Origin of the sequence: Variovorax sp. WDL1, from assembly GCF_001541225.1 — a bacterium.
Lineage (GTDB): Bacteria > Pseudomonadota > Gammaproteobacteria > Burkholderiales > Burkholderiaceae_C > Variovorax.
The window spans coordinates 11,860-26,865 of the sequence record NZ_LMTS01000057.1; the positions used below are offsets into that span (position 1 = coordinate 11,860).

Genomic DNA, 15,006 nt, shown 5'->3' on the forward strand with positions numbered 1-15,006 from the left:
CCGCAGCCATGGCCGCACGGCCCCAGGAGCCAATGGCACTGCTGTTGCCCGAGCAGGCGAAGCTGGCACAAATCTGGGCCAGAGCCCTCAGCGCAGACGTGAACGACATTCGCGCCAACGACAACTTCTTCGACCTGGGCGGCGACTCGCTGCTCGCGATGCGCGTGATCGCCCAGGCCGAACAGGAGATGGGCTTCCGCGTGGAGCCGCGCCGCTATGTGTTCGAGAGCCTGGGGCAGCTCGCTTCTGCTGCGGCGGGCAGCGCGCTCGACGCCCTCGCCGTTGCACCGGCCGGAAACGAGTCGCGGCGCGGGCTGCTCGGCCGTGTGTTCTCAGGCTGGGGCCGCAAAGGCTGACGTGGTCGCGATGCCAATCACGCAGATCCTCATTGGCGCGTTGCCTGACGCGCTTCCTCGATCAAAGTCACCCGGGAGCTAGAGATGCTGGTTAGTTTGTTGCCAACGGTGGTTCGCGAATCGGCATACCGCCGCAAGTTCCTGGAGAACCGCGAAGAGAACCTGTTCATGGGTTCCTTCGAGAGCTTCGCCGCCGCCAAAGCCGGTGCACCCCCTTCGAAGGCAGTCGGCTACGACAACGCTCCCGCCGATGCCTTCTACAGCCACCAGGTCGCTTTCTATGACTACCCGGGCCTGTTCTGGCTCGGCCGCGCGCTCGACGACGGCATGCGCAGCATCTTCGACCTGGGCGGCCACGTCGGCATCAAGTACTACGCCTTCCGCCGCATGCTCAACTACCCTGCCGACCTGCACTGGACGGTCTGCGACGTACCCAGCGTGGTAAAGACCGGGCAGGCACTCGCGGTGCAACGCGAGGCCACTGCGCAGCTGAACTTCACCACCGATTTTCGCGACGCGAGCGGCTACGACGTGCTGTACGCGTCGGGCAGCCTGCAGTACCTGCCGACGCGCATGTCCGAGATCATCGCCGCGCTGCCGGTGAAGCCGAAGCGCATCGTGCTCAACACCACGACAGTACACCCCGATCGCACGCTCTACACGCTCAATAGCATCGGCTTCGCAGTCTGTCCCTACCGCATCCAGCACTATGACGAGTTGCTCGCCGAACTGACGGCGGCCGGCTACAAGCGGCGCGACACCTGGCGCAACGAAGGCAAGCTGATCGAGGTGCCCTTCGTCGATGGCGGCGACAAAGCGTATTACGCCGGTTGCTGCTTTGACTTGTCCTAGTGCCAGGCGGTTTCGTGGCCCACACGCGGACCATGCGCGAAGTCATTCGGGCGTCAGCTTGCCGATGAATCGCCACCACCTACCGCTAAGCGAACTGCTTTTAATCGAATGAGCCCGAAAGGACATCGCAATGACCACTGCTCTTACGCAATCTGTACGTGAATTCCTAGAGGGACCGATCACCCGACCCGCGCTGCTGCGCTGGCGCCGCCAGCAGTTCCTCACGACCCAAGGGGCTGGAGCGTACTTCGGCTTGTTCGATAGCTTCAACGCTGCACGAGCATGGCTGCCAAAGAACCCGGAATTCGACCAAGACGCACTGGCGGCGGAATACGTCACCATCCGTGCCAGGAAGGTCTTCGCCTATGACTATCCGGTGATGCTCTGGCTGGAACACGCCTTTCGCGAGGGTGCCAGGAGCGTTCTCGACATAGGCGGATCGGTTGGGGTTCACTACTACGCTTATCGCCGTTACATTGAAATGCCTGCCGCATTGACTTGGGGCATCGTTGAGGTGCCAGCGATGGTTTCGATCGGGCGCAAAATGGCTGCCGACCAAAAAGCGAGCGCACTAAATTTCACCGAGGATCTACAGAGCGCCGTGACGGAGGGAGCCGCGGACATATGGATCTCGGCGGGCGCGATCCACTACCTCGATGACGCAAGGCCAAGTCGCCTTCTTGCGAGTTGCAAAACTCGGCCCAGGCACATCCTCCTTAACAAACTGCCACTCTATGGCGGTGAAGACTTCATCACCGCACAAAACGTCGGCGAAGGATCGATCGTTCCACTGCATGTCTACAACAAACGGCGCTTCGTCCGCGACATTGAAGCCCTGGGATACACGCTCAGGGACGAATGGCCGGTCCATGAGCGGGGGCTCTACTTGCCGGGCCATCCCGAGCGCTCGTTCTCGAGCTTCTCGGGACTCTATTTCCAGGTTGATCCGAAGTAGGGCGCTCCCCATGCGGCTCAATGATGCATGGCGGCATAGGAGTTGAATGTCGGCGCCGACCGAGCGGCCTCTCTAGGCTTCACTGCGGCGGCCGAGGCGGCCAAAACCGGCGAGGCAAAATGCAGCCGCGGGCGGATACCGGCCCCTTCGGAGGCGATCATGTACCTGGGCGGACGCTGGATCCCATTGGAACTGGCCAACACCATTCTCATTACCTGGGTCATTGCCGCCATTGTTTTGGCGGTGTTCGTGATATGGATCATCCGCAAGACCCCGCCTGTAGATCGAAAACGCAAAAGGCCCCGTCGCGAGGGTGGAAAGAGGCGATCTTGGCGATTCAAGCGCTAAGGCTCGCCCACGAACTGAATCGGGGTTGAAGGACGGTAAGCGTCGCCTCCAACGCCCCCCTGCCAGCCATCGCCGAAACCATTGAACGGGCTGCGCCCGCATGGCGAGATCGCAGGCTGCAAACGCATTGTTGGATACTTTGGTATTACTGCTTAAACTACGGAGCGGCGGGATGCAACGCAAACGAGGAAGATGATGTTTTCAGGCAATGCGGTCGAGAGCGCCCAGTGATGAAAATTCTATTCGTCGGGAACTATGCGCCGGACGGCCAGGCCAGCATGCTGGCCTTCAGGCGCGTCCTCGAACGGGAACTTCCAAGCCTCGGTTGCGAAGTGCGCGTCATCGCGCCGGCGCAACGGGTACTTCGGGTTCCGGCTTCCTCTCGCTGGTGGAAGTGGCTGGGCTATGTAGACAAGTTCATCCTGTTCATTCCCTCGCTCGTGCGCCACGTGCGCTGGGCCGACGTGGTTCACATCGGCGATCACTCCAACGGCATGTATGTCCCTTGGGTGAAGAGCAAGCCCAATGTCATAACTTGTCACGACGTGATTGCCATACAGGCCGCCAGGGGGATGATTGAAGGCTGGAAGGTCGGTTGGACTGGAAGGTTGTTCCAGCACTTGATCGTGCGGGGGCTCGCGCGAGCCGACCTGGTCGCCTGCGTGTCGCACCTGACCCGGCGCGACCTGCTTGCGCTGGACCTCGCCCACGAGCGCAGGGTCGTGACCGTGCTCAATGGCCTGAACGACGAGTTTTCTCCCGTGGTGCCCGAAGAGGCTGAGCGCTTGATTCGCCCTTTTGGCCTATCGGTGAACTGCAAGTTCTTGCTTCACGTCGGCGCGGACCTGCCACGAAAGAACCGAAAAGCAGTGGTCGAGACCTTCGTCGCGCTGCAACAGCGCGCGGCTGCGGCGGGCGCGCCGCCAATAGTGCAGCAAATGGTGTTCGTGGGGCCGGAACTCGCGGTGGAGCTCGCCGCGCTGGTGCAAGAGCATGGCCTCGCTGATCGAATCAAGACGGTGCAGAACGTTGCGCACGAGGAGTTGCGTGCGCTCTATACCAGCGCCACTGCGCTGTTGTTCCCTTCGCTCCAGGAAGGTTTCGGCTGGCCGGTGATCGAGGCACAGGCCTGCGGCTGTCCGGTGTTCACATCCGATCTCGCGCCAATGAACGAAATCGGCGGACTGGGCGTCGAATACATCGACCCGCACCACCCGACAGACATGGCCGAGGCGATCGAGCGAGCCGCGCCCCGGCTAGCCGAAATGCGCAGGTTGGGGCTGGTCAACGCGTCCCACTATACGACAGCGCGGATGACGTCAGGCTACGTCGCCACCTATCGCCGCGTACTCGAGGAGCGCAAGGCCCCACGAAAGCTCATCACAGAGGGAAGCCGCGGCTGACGGCTACCTCGGTCTGCGCGGGCCTTTAGAGTAAGCGGGAAATTTCGATCAAGGGTTTCAACCCTGACCCGAATCGAGCGATCGCTTCGCGATGGTTCTTCAGTTCGCTATAGGGGAGGTAGCGAATTCCCAGCTCCGACACGCGGGAAAAGGCCGGCCGACGCAACTGAAGCTGGACATCGTCGCGCCGGTTGTCGGGCGCGACCAGGAACATGGCGCTGTTGGTTCCAACCTCGGTCCCGAGCGCAAGATCGAGCATCCGCACGATGCCAGAATAGATAGAGGTGGAGTGCTCAACCTCGAAGGCAGCGGCGACCTTCGACCCATTGGCTTCTACCCAGATCACGTCGATCAATCGAACCGCCTCGATCCCGTCGTGCATGCCCTGTGGCAGATGAGTCATGCATCCGTCTGCGAGTCGCCCGCCCGCATAGCTGCGGCCATGGTCGTTGGAAGCAATCCACACGCCGAAGCCGAGCGACTTTCCCAGGTCGCGAAGCCAGCCTTGAATCTCGGTGTGCGTGGCATCGCTTTCCCGCTCAGCCAACCACTGTTTGTGTGCAGCAGCGGATTCTTCGCGCACCTTTTCCAGGTCGGCTTCCCAAGCTAGCACGGCGTGCGCGTCGTCCTCTCGGGGAGGAGCTGTGTATCGCCCAGCGCCTATGTCGAAAAGCAACCCAGCCAAGGCGCCCATGTCGTTGGACAAGGCCCGGCGATGCTGTGTGTTCAGCCGGATCGAGCCCTCGCGCATCGAAAGATAGTGGTCCCAGCGCCCGAGCTTGACATTGCTGCCCGTGACGGCGTTGTAGCCCTTGACGATGGCTGTGTTGAAGGGCATGACCAGCGTCGGGTGCACAAAGTAGATCAGATTCGCCACTGCCGGTCCGAGCCCCTTGATCTGGTGTCCATCGATGCGGCGGATCGCCTCAACGATCTCCTCAGCGCTGTCGCAGCAATCGCAAGCGTGCAACAGGCGGGCAAAGGCGCGCTGATTTGCGGCGTTCTCGTAGATGTCGGGAATGCGCAGCTTGGGCTTCCAGAGGAAGGCATGGTCCGCCCCCTTGAAGATCTGGCGCTGCTCCGCCACTGAACCCACGACCGTTTCGAGCGAGGAGCCGCGGAAGGCGTTGCCGAACGTGCCGGCATCGATGTCCTTGACCACTTGGGCCAGCCCGCGACGGATCGAACGGAAGTTTTTCAGCCGTTCATCCCAAAGAAACCAGGAGTTGTAGGTGCTGAGGGGGTCAGCTTTCCAGTGATCAATCAGAACATCAAGGCCAGTTGACATCGTCCATCGGGTGCAGAGCGCATGCGCGCGAACCGCGCATTGAACCACGAGCGTCGCCGACCGACCGATCATGCCGACAGCGGACCGACGTCGTGAACCCCCAGAGCGGGTGTTTTCCTCAAAGCTGGAATGTTCCTACGGACGGCACTACGAGGCCGAGGCCGCACACAGGCGCCCCTCAATGGGAACCACGTTTTCGGCACAACCTGCGCACGGCCTGAAGAGGCGTGCTAACCGGCTTCTTTGCTTCAAGCCTCAACAGCGATATCCTTGTCGGGCTGACAACTGTTCGAAATTGTTCAATGGGGCCTGGTGCCGAGTTCGGCAGTTGATATTTTGTAGAGGAGGGGCAGATGGGTCGCCCGTTAACTCAGGTGCACATTCCTTTTGAGATCTTTCTGATCTTTCTGTGCTTCTTGGGACTGGTGGTAGGCGCTTTCGCCCTCATGCGATGGTGGCGGCTTCACCATGCGCCGCCGCCCAGAACCACAGCAGGGCGCTCGTACTCGCAGCAGCTTTCCCGCCGTTTCGGCGACCAGCGTGCGAATGCCAGTGGGAAGAAGCTCCGGGAGGCGGTCCACCGTCAGAAGCGTGACGGCGTACGAGCACGCCCGAGAGGGTAAAACATGCGTTCTCCGGAACATCCACGCATGCGGCGCTGGCAGTTTGGGTGACGGGTGAGACACTGAGACCCACCCATCATCGATGGGCCCGGTTGGGGCCCCCGCGCACGCCCCGACCGAGATAACAAATATGTAACCTTGGTTGTAGGGCCTGTCGATAGAATCCAGCCAATGTTCCGTCCTCGCGCCTTCCTGCTGGTGGCCTTCATGCTCGCGATGCTCTTCCAGAGCTACGCGGCGGCGTCCATGCTGTTTTGCGCGACAGGACATCGCGAAGGCACGTCCGGCATGCAAACGGTGCACGCTGGATCGCACGATCACGGGACGCATCAACACGCTTCGCCGAAGCTGAACGACTCGCACGATCACGAGAGTGCTTCCTCGGACTCTGATGCCATGCACGCATGTGGCGCCTGCGGCGCGTGCGGCGCATGTCACGTCGTGGCTCTGATCTCGACGCCGTACGTTGCTGCAGCGCACCAATTGCCAGAGGCGGATCTCGCAGAGCCCTTCAGCGCTATGGCGACCGTTTCGCCACGCGTTCTCGATAAACCTCCGCGGACCTAGTCGCGTCCGTACCCCTGTGACCCTGTCACGGGGCGCTGCGGCCGCTCATGCATCGCCTGTCGTCAATCCCATCCTGGGCAACTGACGCATTCTGTTCATGAACTTCCGAGGATTCCATGTTCCATTCATCGCCAGCCCGTTGGCTGGCCGCATTGCCCGCCATCGTGGCCCTGAGCGCCATCGCTCAGACCGCGCCGGCCCCGTCCAGCACGCCGCAATCCGATCCGCCGGATCTGCCCTTCCGTTCCGCATTCGAGGGCTATAAGCCCTACGCGGACGAAAAAGCCATTCCCTGGAAGGAAGCCAACGAGACGGTTTACCAACGCGGAGGCTGGCGCGCCTACGCCAAGGACGCGTCCGAAGAAGGCGCGGGCGAAAACGCACCGCCCAAGCCAGGCGCCGATCCGCATGCCGGCCACTCGATGCCCGCGCCCATGAAGAAGGAGAAGCCATGAGGGGTGCCTTGCGCCTCACGGCGATCTCTGCCGCGGTTGTGTTTCTCGCCGGCTGCGCCACTGTGAGCGTCGATGACGCGCTGCAGGAGACGAACACCAACGCGCAGCAGTTCACGCAGGGCAAGCTGGAGATCAGCCGCACCAAGGAGCAGCGCGATCGCCGCGCCGCGCTGACGGAGGAGCTGCTGAGCAAGCCGTTGTCGCAAGCCGACGCGGTACAGGTTGCACTTGCAAACAGTCCGGCGCTTCAGGCCTTGGTCGCGGAGAACTGGGCGAACATCGCCGCAGCCAATCAAACCAGCCGACTTCCCAATCCGGTGTTCACCTTCGAGCGCATGCGCCTTGGTGACGAGCTCGAGATCGGAAGGCTGTTGTCCTTCGGCCTGGTGGATCTGATCCTGTTGCCGCAGCGGCTGGCCATCTCGAAAAGCCAGGCGGCACAGGCGAAGGTGCAGCTCACGGGGACCGTGGTGGACCAGGTCACGCAGGTAAGGCAGGCCTGGGTGCGCGCCGTCGCCGCCCAGCAGTCCCTTCAGTACGCGGAGCAGGTCAAGGATTCGGCGGAGGCCAGCGCGGAACTGGCGCGTCGCATGCAGCTCATCGGCAATTTCAGCAAGCTCCAGCGCGCACGCCAGCAGGTGTTCTATGCGGACGCGGTGACGCAGCTTGCTTCTGCGCGCCATGCGGTCACAGCCACGCGTGAGGAGTTGGTTCGCGCGCTGGGTCTGGCGGATGCCCAGACTGCCAAACTCAAATTGCCCGAGCGGCTGCCAGATCTGCCAAAGGCGCCTCGCGAGCCTCGCGAGGTAGCCGCGACCGCCAGCGAGCAGCGCCTGGACGTTCAACTCGCCAGGGCACAACTGGATGTTGCCGGAAAGTCGCAAGGGATCAACCTCCTGTCGACGTTCATCGACGTGGAAGTGGGTGGAAGGCGAGACACCATCTTCGACAACGCGGAAGGGACAAGGAGCACTCGCCGCGGCTTCGAGCTCGATATCGTATTGCCGCTGTTCGACTGGGGTTCTGCCCGGCGCGACCTTCTAAATGCGCGATCTTTGGCCGCTGCCAATCGCTATGACGCAACAGTGCGCGGCGCGAGCTCGCAATTGCGCGAGGGGTATTTCGCTTATCGCACTGCCTACGACATCGCCAAGCACTACCGGGACGAAGTCGTGCCCCTGCGCCAAACGATGGCCGACGAAAACGTGCTTCGCTACAACGGGATGCTGATCGGTGTGTTCGAACTGCTGGCGGAAGCGCGCGATCAGATCAGGAGCGTGGCTGATGCGATTGACGCGCAGCGGCAGTTCTGGCTGGCTGACGCTGCCCTCTCGGCATCTGTCATTGGTAAGCCCATGGCCATGGCGGCGCCGATGCCCAGCACCGGCTCAGAATCAGCTTCGGGCGCTGCCCACTAAGCGGCCCCCTCACATTGATTGATATGAAAAACAGACGCAATTTTCTCCGCGGAGCGGGTGCCGTCACCGGCGCCATCGCCGCCGCTTCCGTGAGCAAGGTCGCCATGGCGGCCCTGCCTGAGCCCGTGCTTCAGACCAAGCCCGACACGATGCCTCCCTTGGCGCCGTCGACGGGGCGCCCCTACAACCCCGTTGTCACGCTCAACGGGTGGTCGCTGCCTTGGCGCATGAACAACGGTGTGAAGGAGTTCCATCTGGTGGCCGAGCCCGTGGTGCGCGAGATGGCGCCTGGCTTCAAGGCCAACCTCTGGGGCTACAACGGCCAGTCACCCGGCCCGACCATCGAGGTGGTCGAGGGCGATCGCGTGCGCATCTTCGTCACCAACAAGCTGCCCGAGCACACCAGCATCCACTGGCACGGCCAGCGCATTCCGAACGGCATGGATGGCGTCGCGGGTCTCAACCAGCCGGCCATCAGGCCCGGCAAGACCTTCGTCTACGAGTTCGTTGCACGGCGTCCCGGCACGTTCATGTACCACCCGCACGCCGACGAGATGACCCAGATGGCGATGGGAATGATGGGCTCCTGGGTCACCCATCCGAAGGGAAAGCATCCCCTGATCGACGAGGTCGACCGCGACTTCGTGTTCTTGCTCAATGCCTATGACATCGAGCCGGGCAGCGGGACGCCCAAGATCATGACCATGCTGGACTTCAACCTGTGGTCCTGGAACAGCCGCATCTTTCCGGGCATCGACTCGCTCAACGTCCGACTGAACGACAAGGTCCGCATTCGCATCGGCAACCTGACGATGACGAACCACCCGATGCACCTCCATGGCCACGAGTTCCTCGTCACCGGCACCGATGGTGGCCCGACGCCGAAGAGCACGCGCTGGTACGAGGTGACCGCCGATGTGGCGGTCGGGCAGATGCGCCAGATCGAGTTCCTCGCCGATGAAGAAGGCGATTGGGCGTTCCATTGCCACAAGAGCCACCACACGATGAATGCGATGGGCCACGACGTGCCCACGATGATCGGCGTCGACCACAAGGACGTGGTCAAGAAGATCACGAAGCTCGTGCCCGATTACATGGTGATGAGCGAGCGCGGGATGGCCGATATGGCAGAGATGGACATGCCGCTGCCCGACAACACCGCCCGAATGATGACGGGCGAAGGCCCATTCGGCTCGGTTGAGATGGGCGGCATGTTCAGCGTGGTCAAGGTACGCAAGGGCCAGAAGGCGGGAGACTACTCAAACCCGGGCTGGTTCAAGCACCCGCAGGGCACGGTGGCCTACGAACTGAACGGGCCAGTAGCAGAACCACCGCGGGCGCGCGGCGCCGGCGCGGCCGCCATGCCTGCGCAGAACATGCCAGCCAAGAACATCGAAGTGCAGGTACGCAAGCCCAGCGGGCACTCCGGCCATTGATCTCTCCCGCTCTCTCTCCATCCACCCTGAAACGAAAGGACTCTCATGAAAACCCTCCGCTACACGGCCTTGGCCGCATTCACCGCATTGGCAGCCGCAGGCGCCTACGCCGCCGGCAACCACGCCGGCGGTCACGGCCACGATGCCGCCGACGCGATTGGCAAGCCAGGCGTGGCGGCTAAGGCGACGCGCACGGTAAAAGTCGACATGACTGACAACATGCGCTTCACCCCGGCCAGCATCGACGTGAAGCAGAACGAAACAGTGCGTCTAGTCGTCACCAACTCCGGAAAGATCAAACACGAACTGGTGCTCGGAACCGAGAAGGAGCTCAAGGAGCACTACGAGGCGATGAAGAAGAACCCAGAGATGGAGCACGCCGATCCGAACATGGTGACGCTCGCTGCGGGCAAGACCGGCGAGGTCGTCTGGCAGTTCACGAAGGCCGGCAAGATCGACTTCGCGTGTCTTCAGCCAGGCCACTATGACGCCGGAATGAAGGGCGCCGTGAACGTGACCAAGTCTTCCGAAAAGCACGCATCCAAGTAACTGAGCCGACCGGCTCGACCACTGACACCAGGCCGAGTCGGTTGCGTAGTTTTCTATTTCGAAGGAGTCAATATGCTCAACATTCGTCTGGCGTTCGTCGCCCCCATTGCCGCCCTCATGTTCGTCGGCTTTGCGCACGCTCAACCCGCCACCGGCAGCGCCGCGCCGTCCGCGAGTTCCACAGACGCCTCCGCCTCCGCGGAGCTCGCCGATGGCGAGGTCCGAAAGGTCGACAAGGACAACAAGAAGCTCACGCTCAAGCATGGGCCGCTGAAGAACCTCGACATGCCCGGCATGACGATGGTCTTTCAGGTGAAGGACGACGCCATGCTGGACAAGGTTCAGGCCGGCGACAAGGTCCGGTTCCAAGCAGAAAAAATCGACGGAAAGTTCACAGTAACAAAGATCGAAGCAGCGCGCTAGGCCAAGGTCTCGCCGCTCATCAGCGTGCCCGGCCGCTGTCGGGCTGCATCGTCGCGACGGCATGACCGTCCTTCTCGCCGGATCTCCGGTAACTCGCCTCAAGGAGACAGATATGCCACACAAGAAGTACGCCCAGTGCATCGACGCCTGCAATGCCTGTGCGACGGCCTGCAATCATTGCGCCGCATCGTGCCTGCGTGAGGAGGACGTGAAGATGATGGCGAAGTGCATCGCGCTGGACATCGATTGCGCCGCGATCTGCCAGCTCGCGGCGGCTGCGATGGCTCGCGACAGCGAAACCGCCCCTGCCATCTGCCGCCTTTGCGCCGACATCTGCCAGGTCTGCGCCGACGAGTGCGCAAGGCACGACGCGCAGCACTGCCAAGCCTGTGCGAAGGCATGTCAAAAGTGCGCCGAAGAGTGCCGGAAGATGGCCAAGTAGATCCCTTGTAGCCCGAAGCGCCGCCAAGCTGGCGTCACGGGGACACACGTTGCGCTCTGGGGCGCAACTTGCGCCCTCGCCGGCAAGAGCAGCTGACCTCGCGCTCAATCCCCGACAACAAAACGTTTGGAGGAGCGGATGCAGGCAAACGTAGCGCGCCCGCATTCGGCGCGGGCCATGCTCGAGATCATGGGGCGTCAGCTTCCCAATGTGTGGACCACACACGAAATGCTGCGCTCAACCGGCCGGCTGAGAGCTCAATGGCCGGATTGGTGCTACGCGCCGCTGGCGGTGGCGGAACCGCTTTGCGGCGGACGGCCTGACCTTGCATTCAAGATCACTGCCCTGGCTTCTTGGCGCCTGACGCAAGGGATCTACAGAGTCGATCAGACGTTGCTGAATGCGTTGCTCGATACGCCCTTGGATGACGACGTTCCCATCGACGTGCTCATGAGGATGCCCGAATGGTGCATCTACCTTGAGCTTCCGAATATCCTGACGCCGAGAGGCCCGGCACGAGGGGTCTGGGTGTTCATCGAGCCGTCCCACCTTCATTCCGACAGGCCTGTTTTTCTCGGCCTGCTGTTCGATACCGAACGTGACATCGCGCGGTCTCTCGAGGATGGCGCCATGTACCCGTTCTGCGTCAGGTTGGGCGGCGAATCGATCGCTCAAGCGCTCGCCCAGACCTTCCGCACCGCTGCGTCAGAGTTGGAATCGTTCAAGGCGGCAGTCACCCCCGTGATCTCCGTCCTGCTGTACCTGTGCGCGCAGAACGCGGAGATCACTTGCAATGGCGTCGACGCCTACCCGGTGCGGCCGGTGCCAGTGCATACCCGCCGACGAGGCCTTCGCATCTTTCCACCGCCCGCGCCGACGGTATGGAGTCTGGGATACCGCTTAGGCGCCGCCCTGCGGGCTTCCCAGCCGCGAAACCGTGAGGACCACGATCCAGGAATCGGTCGTCGGATCGTTGCCCACATTCGCCGAGCCCATTGGCACACGATTCTGAGCGGGCCTCGCAAGGATTTGCCCCCCGAAGCTCGCCAACGTGAGCTGCGATGGATGCCACCGGTGGCGGTTAACCTCGACCTCGGCGCAGAACTGATCGCTACGGTCCGCCCGGTCAACAACACCGTGTCGATCGAATAGAACCGGCAAGGAGATCGGCCATGACTCACCAAAGTGCCTCGCATGTTGTACGTGAGTTCTTGGAAAGCCCGCTCACTCGACCCGCGCTGCTGCTATGGCGGCGCAAGCAGTTTCTCTCTCGTGAAGGGCATGGCTTCTACTTCGGTTTGTTCGATAGTTTCGAAGCCGCGCGCGCCTGGCTGCCCAAGAATCCTGAATTTGGTCAGGATGCGCTGGCCACTGAATACGTAGACGTCCGAACGAAGAAGGTCTTCGCCTACGACTACCCGGTTATGTGGTGGCTGGAGCATGCCATGCGCGGGGGCGCGACGCGCGTTCTCGATATCGGCGGCTCGGTGGGCGTTCACTACTACGCGTATCGCAGATACATCGATATGCCCGCCGCGCTCAGGTGGCACATCGTTGAGGTGCCAACCATGATTTCGATCGGACGCAAACTGGCTGCCGATACGGGCGCAAGCGCGCTGGACTTCACCGAGGACCTTCAGCAAGCAGTGACAGAGGAAGCCGCCGACATCTGGATCTCCGCCGGCGCCATTCACTATTTTGAGGATGCAACGCCAGGGCTCCTTCTCAAGAACTGCCGGGCGAGGCCGAGGCATGTGCTCCTGAACAAACTGCCGCTCTACAAAGGCGAAAGCTTCATCACCGCGCAGAACATCGGCGAAGGCGCCTTCGCTCCGATGCATGTCTACAACAGAGGGCGCTTTATCCGCGACATCGAAGCCATGGGCTATTCGCTCAGAGACGAATGGCCCGTCCACGAGCGCTCGCTCTATCTGCCGGGCCATCCCGAGCGCTCGTTTCCCAGCTTCACGGGGCTCTACTTCTCGGATCGGTCCGTCAAGGGGCCTTCCGAACAAAGCTGACGTATTCGAAGGCGCGCGCCGAATCATCAGCGGGGGACCGCCGGCGTCGGTGAGCAACCGCGCTCGCAGTCGCGCGCCGCCGCGACTGGGTTGCGATCCTTCGAGGTGAGGAGCGGTTGGAATTCGCTTGTGCCGAACTGCTTGAGGACGAGTCCGCCGTCCTTGCACATGCGGAACGTGAATCAGTCGCGGAATGTGGCCGTACTCCGTAAGCGTGGTCTCAAGACCCTCTGGCGAGACCACGCGGGTATGAGCAGGATCGCCTGATCATGCTCACGCTTGGATGTGTGCATTTAACCGGTACGTGCACACATGGACAAGCGAGTCACTTCGGGCAAGGACACCCGGCGCAGGCACAGCGAAGAGCTGAAGCAGGAGTTGGTCGAGCGCAGCCTGGAACCTGGCGCATCGGTTGCTGCCATCGCGCAGGAGCATGGCATCAACGCGAACCTCCTGTTCAACTGGCGCCGGCTTCGCCTGCGCGCGCAGGCTCCAGCAGTCGAGGACGCTGCGCCGCCCACGCTCCTGCCTGTGACCGTGCAGATGGAGCCCGCTGCCAAGACCAACAAGGCCGTTGCGCCGCGCCCTTCGAGCGGCGTGATCGAGATCGACGTTGGTGCCACCCGTGTTCGGCTGCGCGGTGCCGTCGACGAAGCCAGCGTGCGTTGCGTGCTGCGCCTGCTGGGTGCCATCGCGTGATCGGCCTTCCCGCGAACACGCGCGTGTGGATCGTGGCGGGCCACACCGACATGCGCAAGGGCTTCGACGGCCTGGCCGCCATGGTGCAGACGGCACTAGCGGCGAATCCGTTCTGCGGCCACGTCTTCGTCTTCCGCGGCAAGCGCGGCGACATCCTGAAGGTGCTGTGGTTCGACGGTCAAGGATTGATGCTGCTGGCCAAGCGGCTCGAGCGTGGGCGCTTCGTCTGGCCACAGGCCACGTCCGGCAGCGTCTCGCTCACGTCGGCGCAACTCTCGATGCTGCTGGAAGGCATCGACTGGCGCATGCCGGTGCGCACGCATGAGCCGTTGCTTGCAGCGTGATCAACTGCGCCACCACTGTATGAAGAATCCTCCGGTGTAGCACCGATGTTCGACGTGCCGAACGCGCGGCAAAGTGGAGGACGTGACGACGCCGATCAACGACTCCACCACGCCCCACACCGTTGAAGGTTTGCTGCGAGTGGTCGAGGAGAGAGATGCCGAAGTGGTGCTCCTCAAGCTGATGGTCGACAAGCTGAAGCTGCAGTTGCTGCGCAGCCTTCGGGCGCGGTTCGGATCGTCCAGCGAGCAGCTCGATGACCCTCAAATCGCTCTTCTGGAAGGTGAACCACTGTATGAACACGCGCTGCCGATCGCTGTTGCTGCAGTTGCTGCAGCCAACGCACCTGCGATCGATCGAAAGCTGCCGGCCCATCTGCCGCGCGAGACCCAGGTCTACCAGAAGCGAGTACCGATCACCATGACGCCAATGGGCAACCCTGCGGCTGCACCGCCTGTGGTGGTCGCCTTCGCCTGATCGGGCATGACGTCTCCGAGCAGCTGGAGTACGTGCCCTCGCGCTTCAAGGTGATCCGGCATGTGCGCCCGAAGCTCGCCTGCGTGGCGTGTGAATCGATCTTCCAGGCGCCGGCGCCCAGCCGACCGATCACACGCGGCGTAGCGGGCCCTGGGCTGCTCGCTAACGTGCTGGTGTCCAAGTACTGCGATCACATTCCACTTCACCGCCTGAGCCGCATCTACGGGCGCGACGACGTCGTCATCGACCGCTCCACGATGGCTGGCTGGGTGGGTCAGAGCGAGAAGCTGTTCGATCCGCTGGTGGCCGCGCTCGGGCGCTACGTGCTGGCCGGCGAGAAGGTGCATGCCGA

19 protein-coding genes are annotated in these 15,006 nt (G+C 62.4%); 17 read left to right on the forward strand and 2 right to left on the reverse strand.

Annotated elements, in window-relative coordinates; all coding sequences use genetic code 11:
• From APY03_RS43485 to APY03_RS08790, 3 genes are all read left to right on the forward strand, one after another.
• The coding region (locus APY03_RS43485) for an acyl carrier protein (RefSeq protein ID WP_232324204.1) at positions 1 to 356 on the forward strand (356 nt) is incomplete at its 5' end.
• A gap of 84 nt (positions 357 to 440) precedes the next feature.
• Positions 441 to 1,208, forward strand: coding sequence for a TIGR04325 family methyltransferase (locus tag APY03_RS08785; RefSeq protein WP_068675905.1), 768 nt, complete (start codon positions 441 to 443; stop codon positions 1,206 to 1,208).
• Between the two features lie 130 nt (positions 1,209 to 1,338).
• A complete protein-coding gene (locus APY03_RS08790; RefSeq protein WP_068675907.1) occupies positions 1,339 to 2,163 on the forward strand; it encodes a methyltransferase, TIGR04325 family in 825 nt (274 codons plus the stop codon).
• Positions 2,164 to 2,180: 17 nt separating this feature from the next.
• Here the strand turns inward: APY03_RS08790 and APY03_RS08795 are convergent, their stop codons facing one another.
• Positions 2,181 to 2,426, reverse strand: a complete 246-nt coding sequence (locus APY03_RS08795) for a hypothetical protein (protein WP_068675909.1) — start codon at positions 2,424 to 2,426, stop codon at positions 2,181 to 2,183.
• A gap of 363 nt (positions 2,427 to 2,789) precedes the next feature.
• Between APY03_RS08795 and APY03_RS08800 the strand changes: the two genes are divergently transcribed.
• Positions 2,790 to 3,914 (forward strand): glycosyltransferase family 4 protein, encoded by a 1,125-nt coding sequence (locus tag APY03_RS08800; RefSeq protein WP_162487246.1) that lies wholly within the window; start codon positions 2,790 to 2,792, stop codon positions 3,912 to 3,914.
• 25 nt (positions 3,915 to 3,939) lie between these two features.
• Here the strand turns inward: APY03_RS08800 and APY03_RS08805 are convergent, their stop codons facing one another.
• Positions 3,940 to 5,202, reverse strand: coding sequence for a type II restriction endonuclease (locus APY03_RS08805; RefSeq protein ID WP_068675913.1), 1,263 nt, complete (start codon positions 5,200 to 5,202; stop codon positions 3,940 to 3,942).
• Between the two features lie 794 nt (positions 5,203 to 5,996).
• On the opposite strand from APY03_RS08805, the gene APY03_RS08810 reads away from it, so the two are divergent.
• The 13 genes from APY03_RS08810 to APY03_RS08870 form a co-directional block, all read left to right on the forward strand.
• On the forward strand, positions 5,997 to 6,392 hold the full coding sequence (locus APY03_RS08810; RefSeq protein WP_068675915.1) for a hypothetical protein: 396 nt from the start codon (positions 5,997 to 5,999) through the stop codon (positions 6,390 to 6,392).
• A 116-nt stretch (positions 6,393 to 6,508) separates the two neighbouring features.
• Positions 6,509 to 6,847 carry a hypothetical protein gene (locus APY03_RS08815; RefSeq protein WP_068675917.1) on the forward strand — a complete coding sequence of 113 codons (339 nt, stop codon included), beginning with the start codon at positions 6,509 to 6,511 and terminating at the stop codon, positions 6,845 to 6,847.
• Positions 6,844 to 8,265, forward strand: coding sequence for a TolC family protein (locus tag APY03_RS08820; RefSeq protein WP_068675919.1), 1,422 nt, complete (start codon positions 6,844 to 6,846; stop codon positions 8,263 to 8,265). The genes APY03_RS08815 and APY03_RS08820 overlap by 4 nt, the downstream gene beginning before the upstream one ends.
• A 23-nt stretch (positions 8,266 to 8,288) precedes the next feature.
• Positions 8,289 to 9,701: a copper oxidase gene (locus tag APY03_RS08825; protein ID WP_068675921.1), complete on the forward strand. Its 1,413-nt coding sequence runs from the start codon at positions 8,289 to 8,291 to the stop codon at positions 9,699 to 9,701.
• A 45-nt stretch (positions 9,702 to 9,746) separates the two neighbouring features.
• A complete protein-coding gene (locus APY03_RS08830; protein WP_068675923.1) occupies positions 9,747 to 10,250 on the forward strand; it encodes a cupredoxin domain-containing protein in 504 nt (167 codons plus the stop codon).
• 72 nt (positions 10,251 to 10,322) lie between these two features.
• The gene (locus APY03_RS08835) at positions 10,323 to 10,673 is read left to right on the forward strand and encodes a copper-binding protein (RefSeq protein WP_068675925.1); all 351 of its coding nucleotides are present in this window, start codon (positions 10,323 to 10,325) and stop codon (positions 10,671 to 10,673) included.
• Positions 10,674 to 10,785: 112 nt separating this feature from the next.
• On the forward strand, positions 10,786 to 11,115 hold the full coding sequence (locus tag APY03_RS08840; RefSeq protein WP_068675927.1) for a four-helix bundle copper-binding protein: 330 nt from the start codon (positions 10,786 to 10,788) through the stop codon (positions 11,113 to 11,115).
• A gap of 177 nt (positions 11,116 to 11,292) precedes the next feature.
• Entirely contained in the window at positions 11,293 to 12,267 is a 975-nt protein-coding gene (locus tag APY03_RS08845) for an AcrVA2 family anti-CRISPR protein (RefSeq protein ID WP_068675929.1), read from the forward strand.
• 20 nt (positions 12,268 to 12,287) lie between these two features.
• Positions 12,288 to 13,136: a methyltransferase, TIGR04325 family gene (locus APY03_RS08850; RefSeq protein WP_068675931.1), complete on the forward strand. Its 849-nt coding sequence runs from the start codon at positions 12,288 to 12,290 to the stop codon at positions 13,134 to 13,136.
• A 312-nt stretch (positions 13,137 to 13,448) separates the two neighbouring features.
• Positions 13,449 to 13,835 carry an IS66-like element accessory protein TnpA gene (tnpA, locus tag APY03_RS08855; RefSeq protein WP_068675933.1) on the forward strand — a complete coding sequence of 129 codons (387 nt, stop codon included), beginning with the start codon at positions 13,449 to 13,451 and terminating at the stop codon, positions 13,833 to 13,835.
• On the forward strand, positions 13,832 to 14,179 hold the full coding sequence (gene tnpB, locus APY03_RS08860; protein ID WP_068675935.1) for an IS66 family insertion sequence element accessory protein TnpB: 348 nt from the start codon (positions 13,832 to 13,834) through the stop codon (positions 14,177 to 14,179). The genes tnpA and tnpB overlap by 4 nt, the downstream gene beginning before the upstream one ends.
• An 82-nt stretch (positions 14,180 to 14,261) precedes the next feature.
• Positions 14,262 to 14,654, forward strand: a complete 393-nt coding sequence (locus APY03_RS45615) for a hypothetical protein (protein ID WP_146039445.1) — start codon at positions 14,262 to 14,264, stop codon at positions 14,652 to 14,654.
• A partial coding sequence (locus APY03_RS08870; RefSeq protein ID WP_443082810.1) for an IS66 family transposase occupies positions 14,654 to 15,006 on the forward strand: 353 nt, incomplete at its 3' end. The genes APY03_RS45615 and APY03_RS08870, both read left to right, overlap by 1 nt.

Excerpts from the sequence above, each read along its gene's own strand:
- APY03_RS08850 (WP_068675931.1), top strand. The coding sequence starts at position 12,288 with ATGACTCACCAAAGTGCCTCGCATGTTGTACGTGAGTTCTTGGAAAGC.
- APY03_RS08800 (WP_162487246.1), top strand. The coding sequence starts at position 2,790 with ATGCTGGCCTTCAGGCGCGTCCTCGAACGGGAACTTCCAAGCCTCGGT.
- APY03_RS08835 (WP_068675925.1), top strand. The coding sequence starts at position 10,323 with ATGCTCAACATTCGTCTGGCGTTCGTCGCCCCCATTGCCGCCCTCATG.
- APY03_RS08820 (WP_068675919.1), top strand. The coding sequence starts at position 6,844 with ATGAGGGGTGCCTTGCGCCTCACGGCGATCTCTGCCGCGGTTGTGTTT.
- APY03_RS08810 (WP_068675915.1), top strand. The coding sequence starts at position 5,997 with ATGTTCCGTCCTCGCGCCTTCCTGCTGGTGGCCTTCATGCTCGCGATG.
- APY03_RS08785 (WP_068675905.1), top strand. The coding sequence starts at position 441 with ATGCTGGTTAGTTTGTTGCCAACGGTGGTTCGCGAATCGGCATACCGC.
- APY03_RS08805 (WP_068675913.1), bottom strand. The coding sequence starts at position 5,202 with ATGTCAACTGGCCTTGATGTTCTGATTGATCACTGGAAAGCTGACCCC.
- tnpA (WP_068675933.1), top strand. The coding sequence starts at position 13,449 with ATGGACAAGCGAGTCACTTCGGGCAAGGACACCCGGCGCAGGCACAGC.
- APY03_RS08845 (WP_068675929.1), top strand. The coding sequence starts at position 11,293 with ATGCTCGAGATCATGGGGCGTCAGCTTCCCAATGTGTGGACCACACAC.
- APY03_RS08830 (WP_068675923.1), top strand. The coding sequence starts at position 9,747 with ATGAAAACCCTCCGCTACACGGCCTTGGCCGCATTCACCGCATTGGCA.
- APY03_RS08795 (WP_068675909.1), bottom strand. The coding sequence starts at position 2,426 with ATGATCCATATCACGAACACCGCCAAAACAATGGCGGCAATGACCCAG.
- APY03_RS08825 (WP_068675921.1), top strand. The coding sequence starts at position 8,289 with ATGAAAAACAGACGCAATTTTCTCCGCGGAGCGGGTGCCGTCACCGGC.
- APY03_RS08815 (WP_068675917.1), top strand. The coding sequence starts at position 6,509 with ATGTTCCATTCATCGCCAGCCCGTTGGCTGGCCGCATTGCCCGCCATC.
- APY03_RS08790 (WP_068675907.1), top strand. The coding sequence starts at position 1,339 with ATGACCACTGCTCTTACGCAATCTGTACGTGAATTCCTAGAGGGACCG.
- APY03_RS08840 (WP_068675927.1), top strand. The coding sequence starts at position 10,786 with ATGCCACACAAGAAGTACGCCCAGTGCATCGACGCCTGCAATGCCTGT.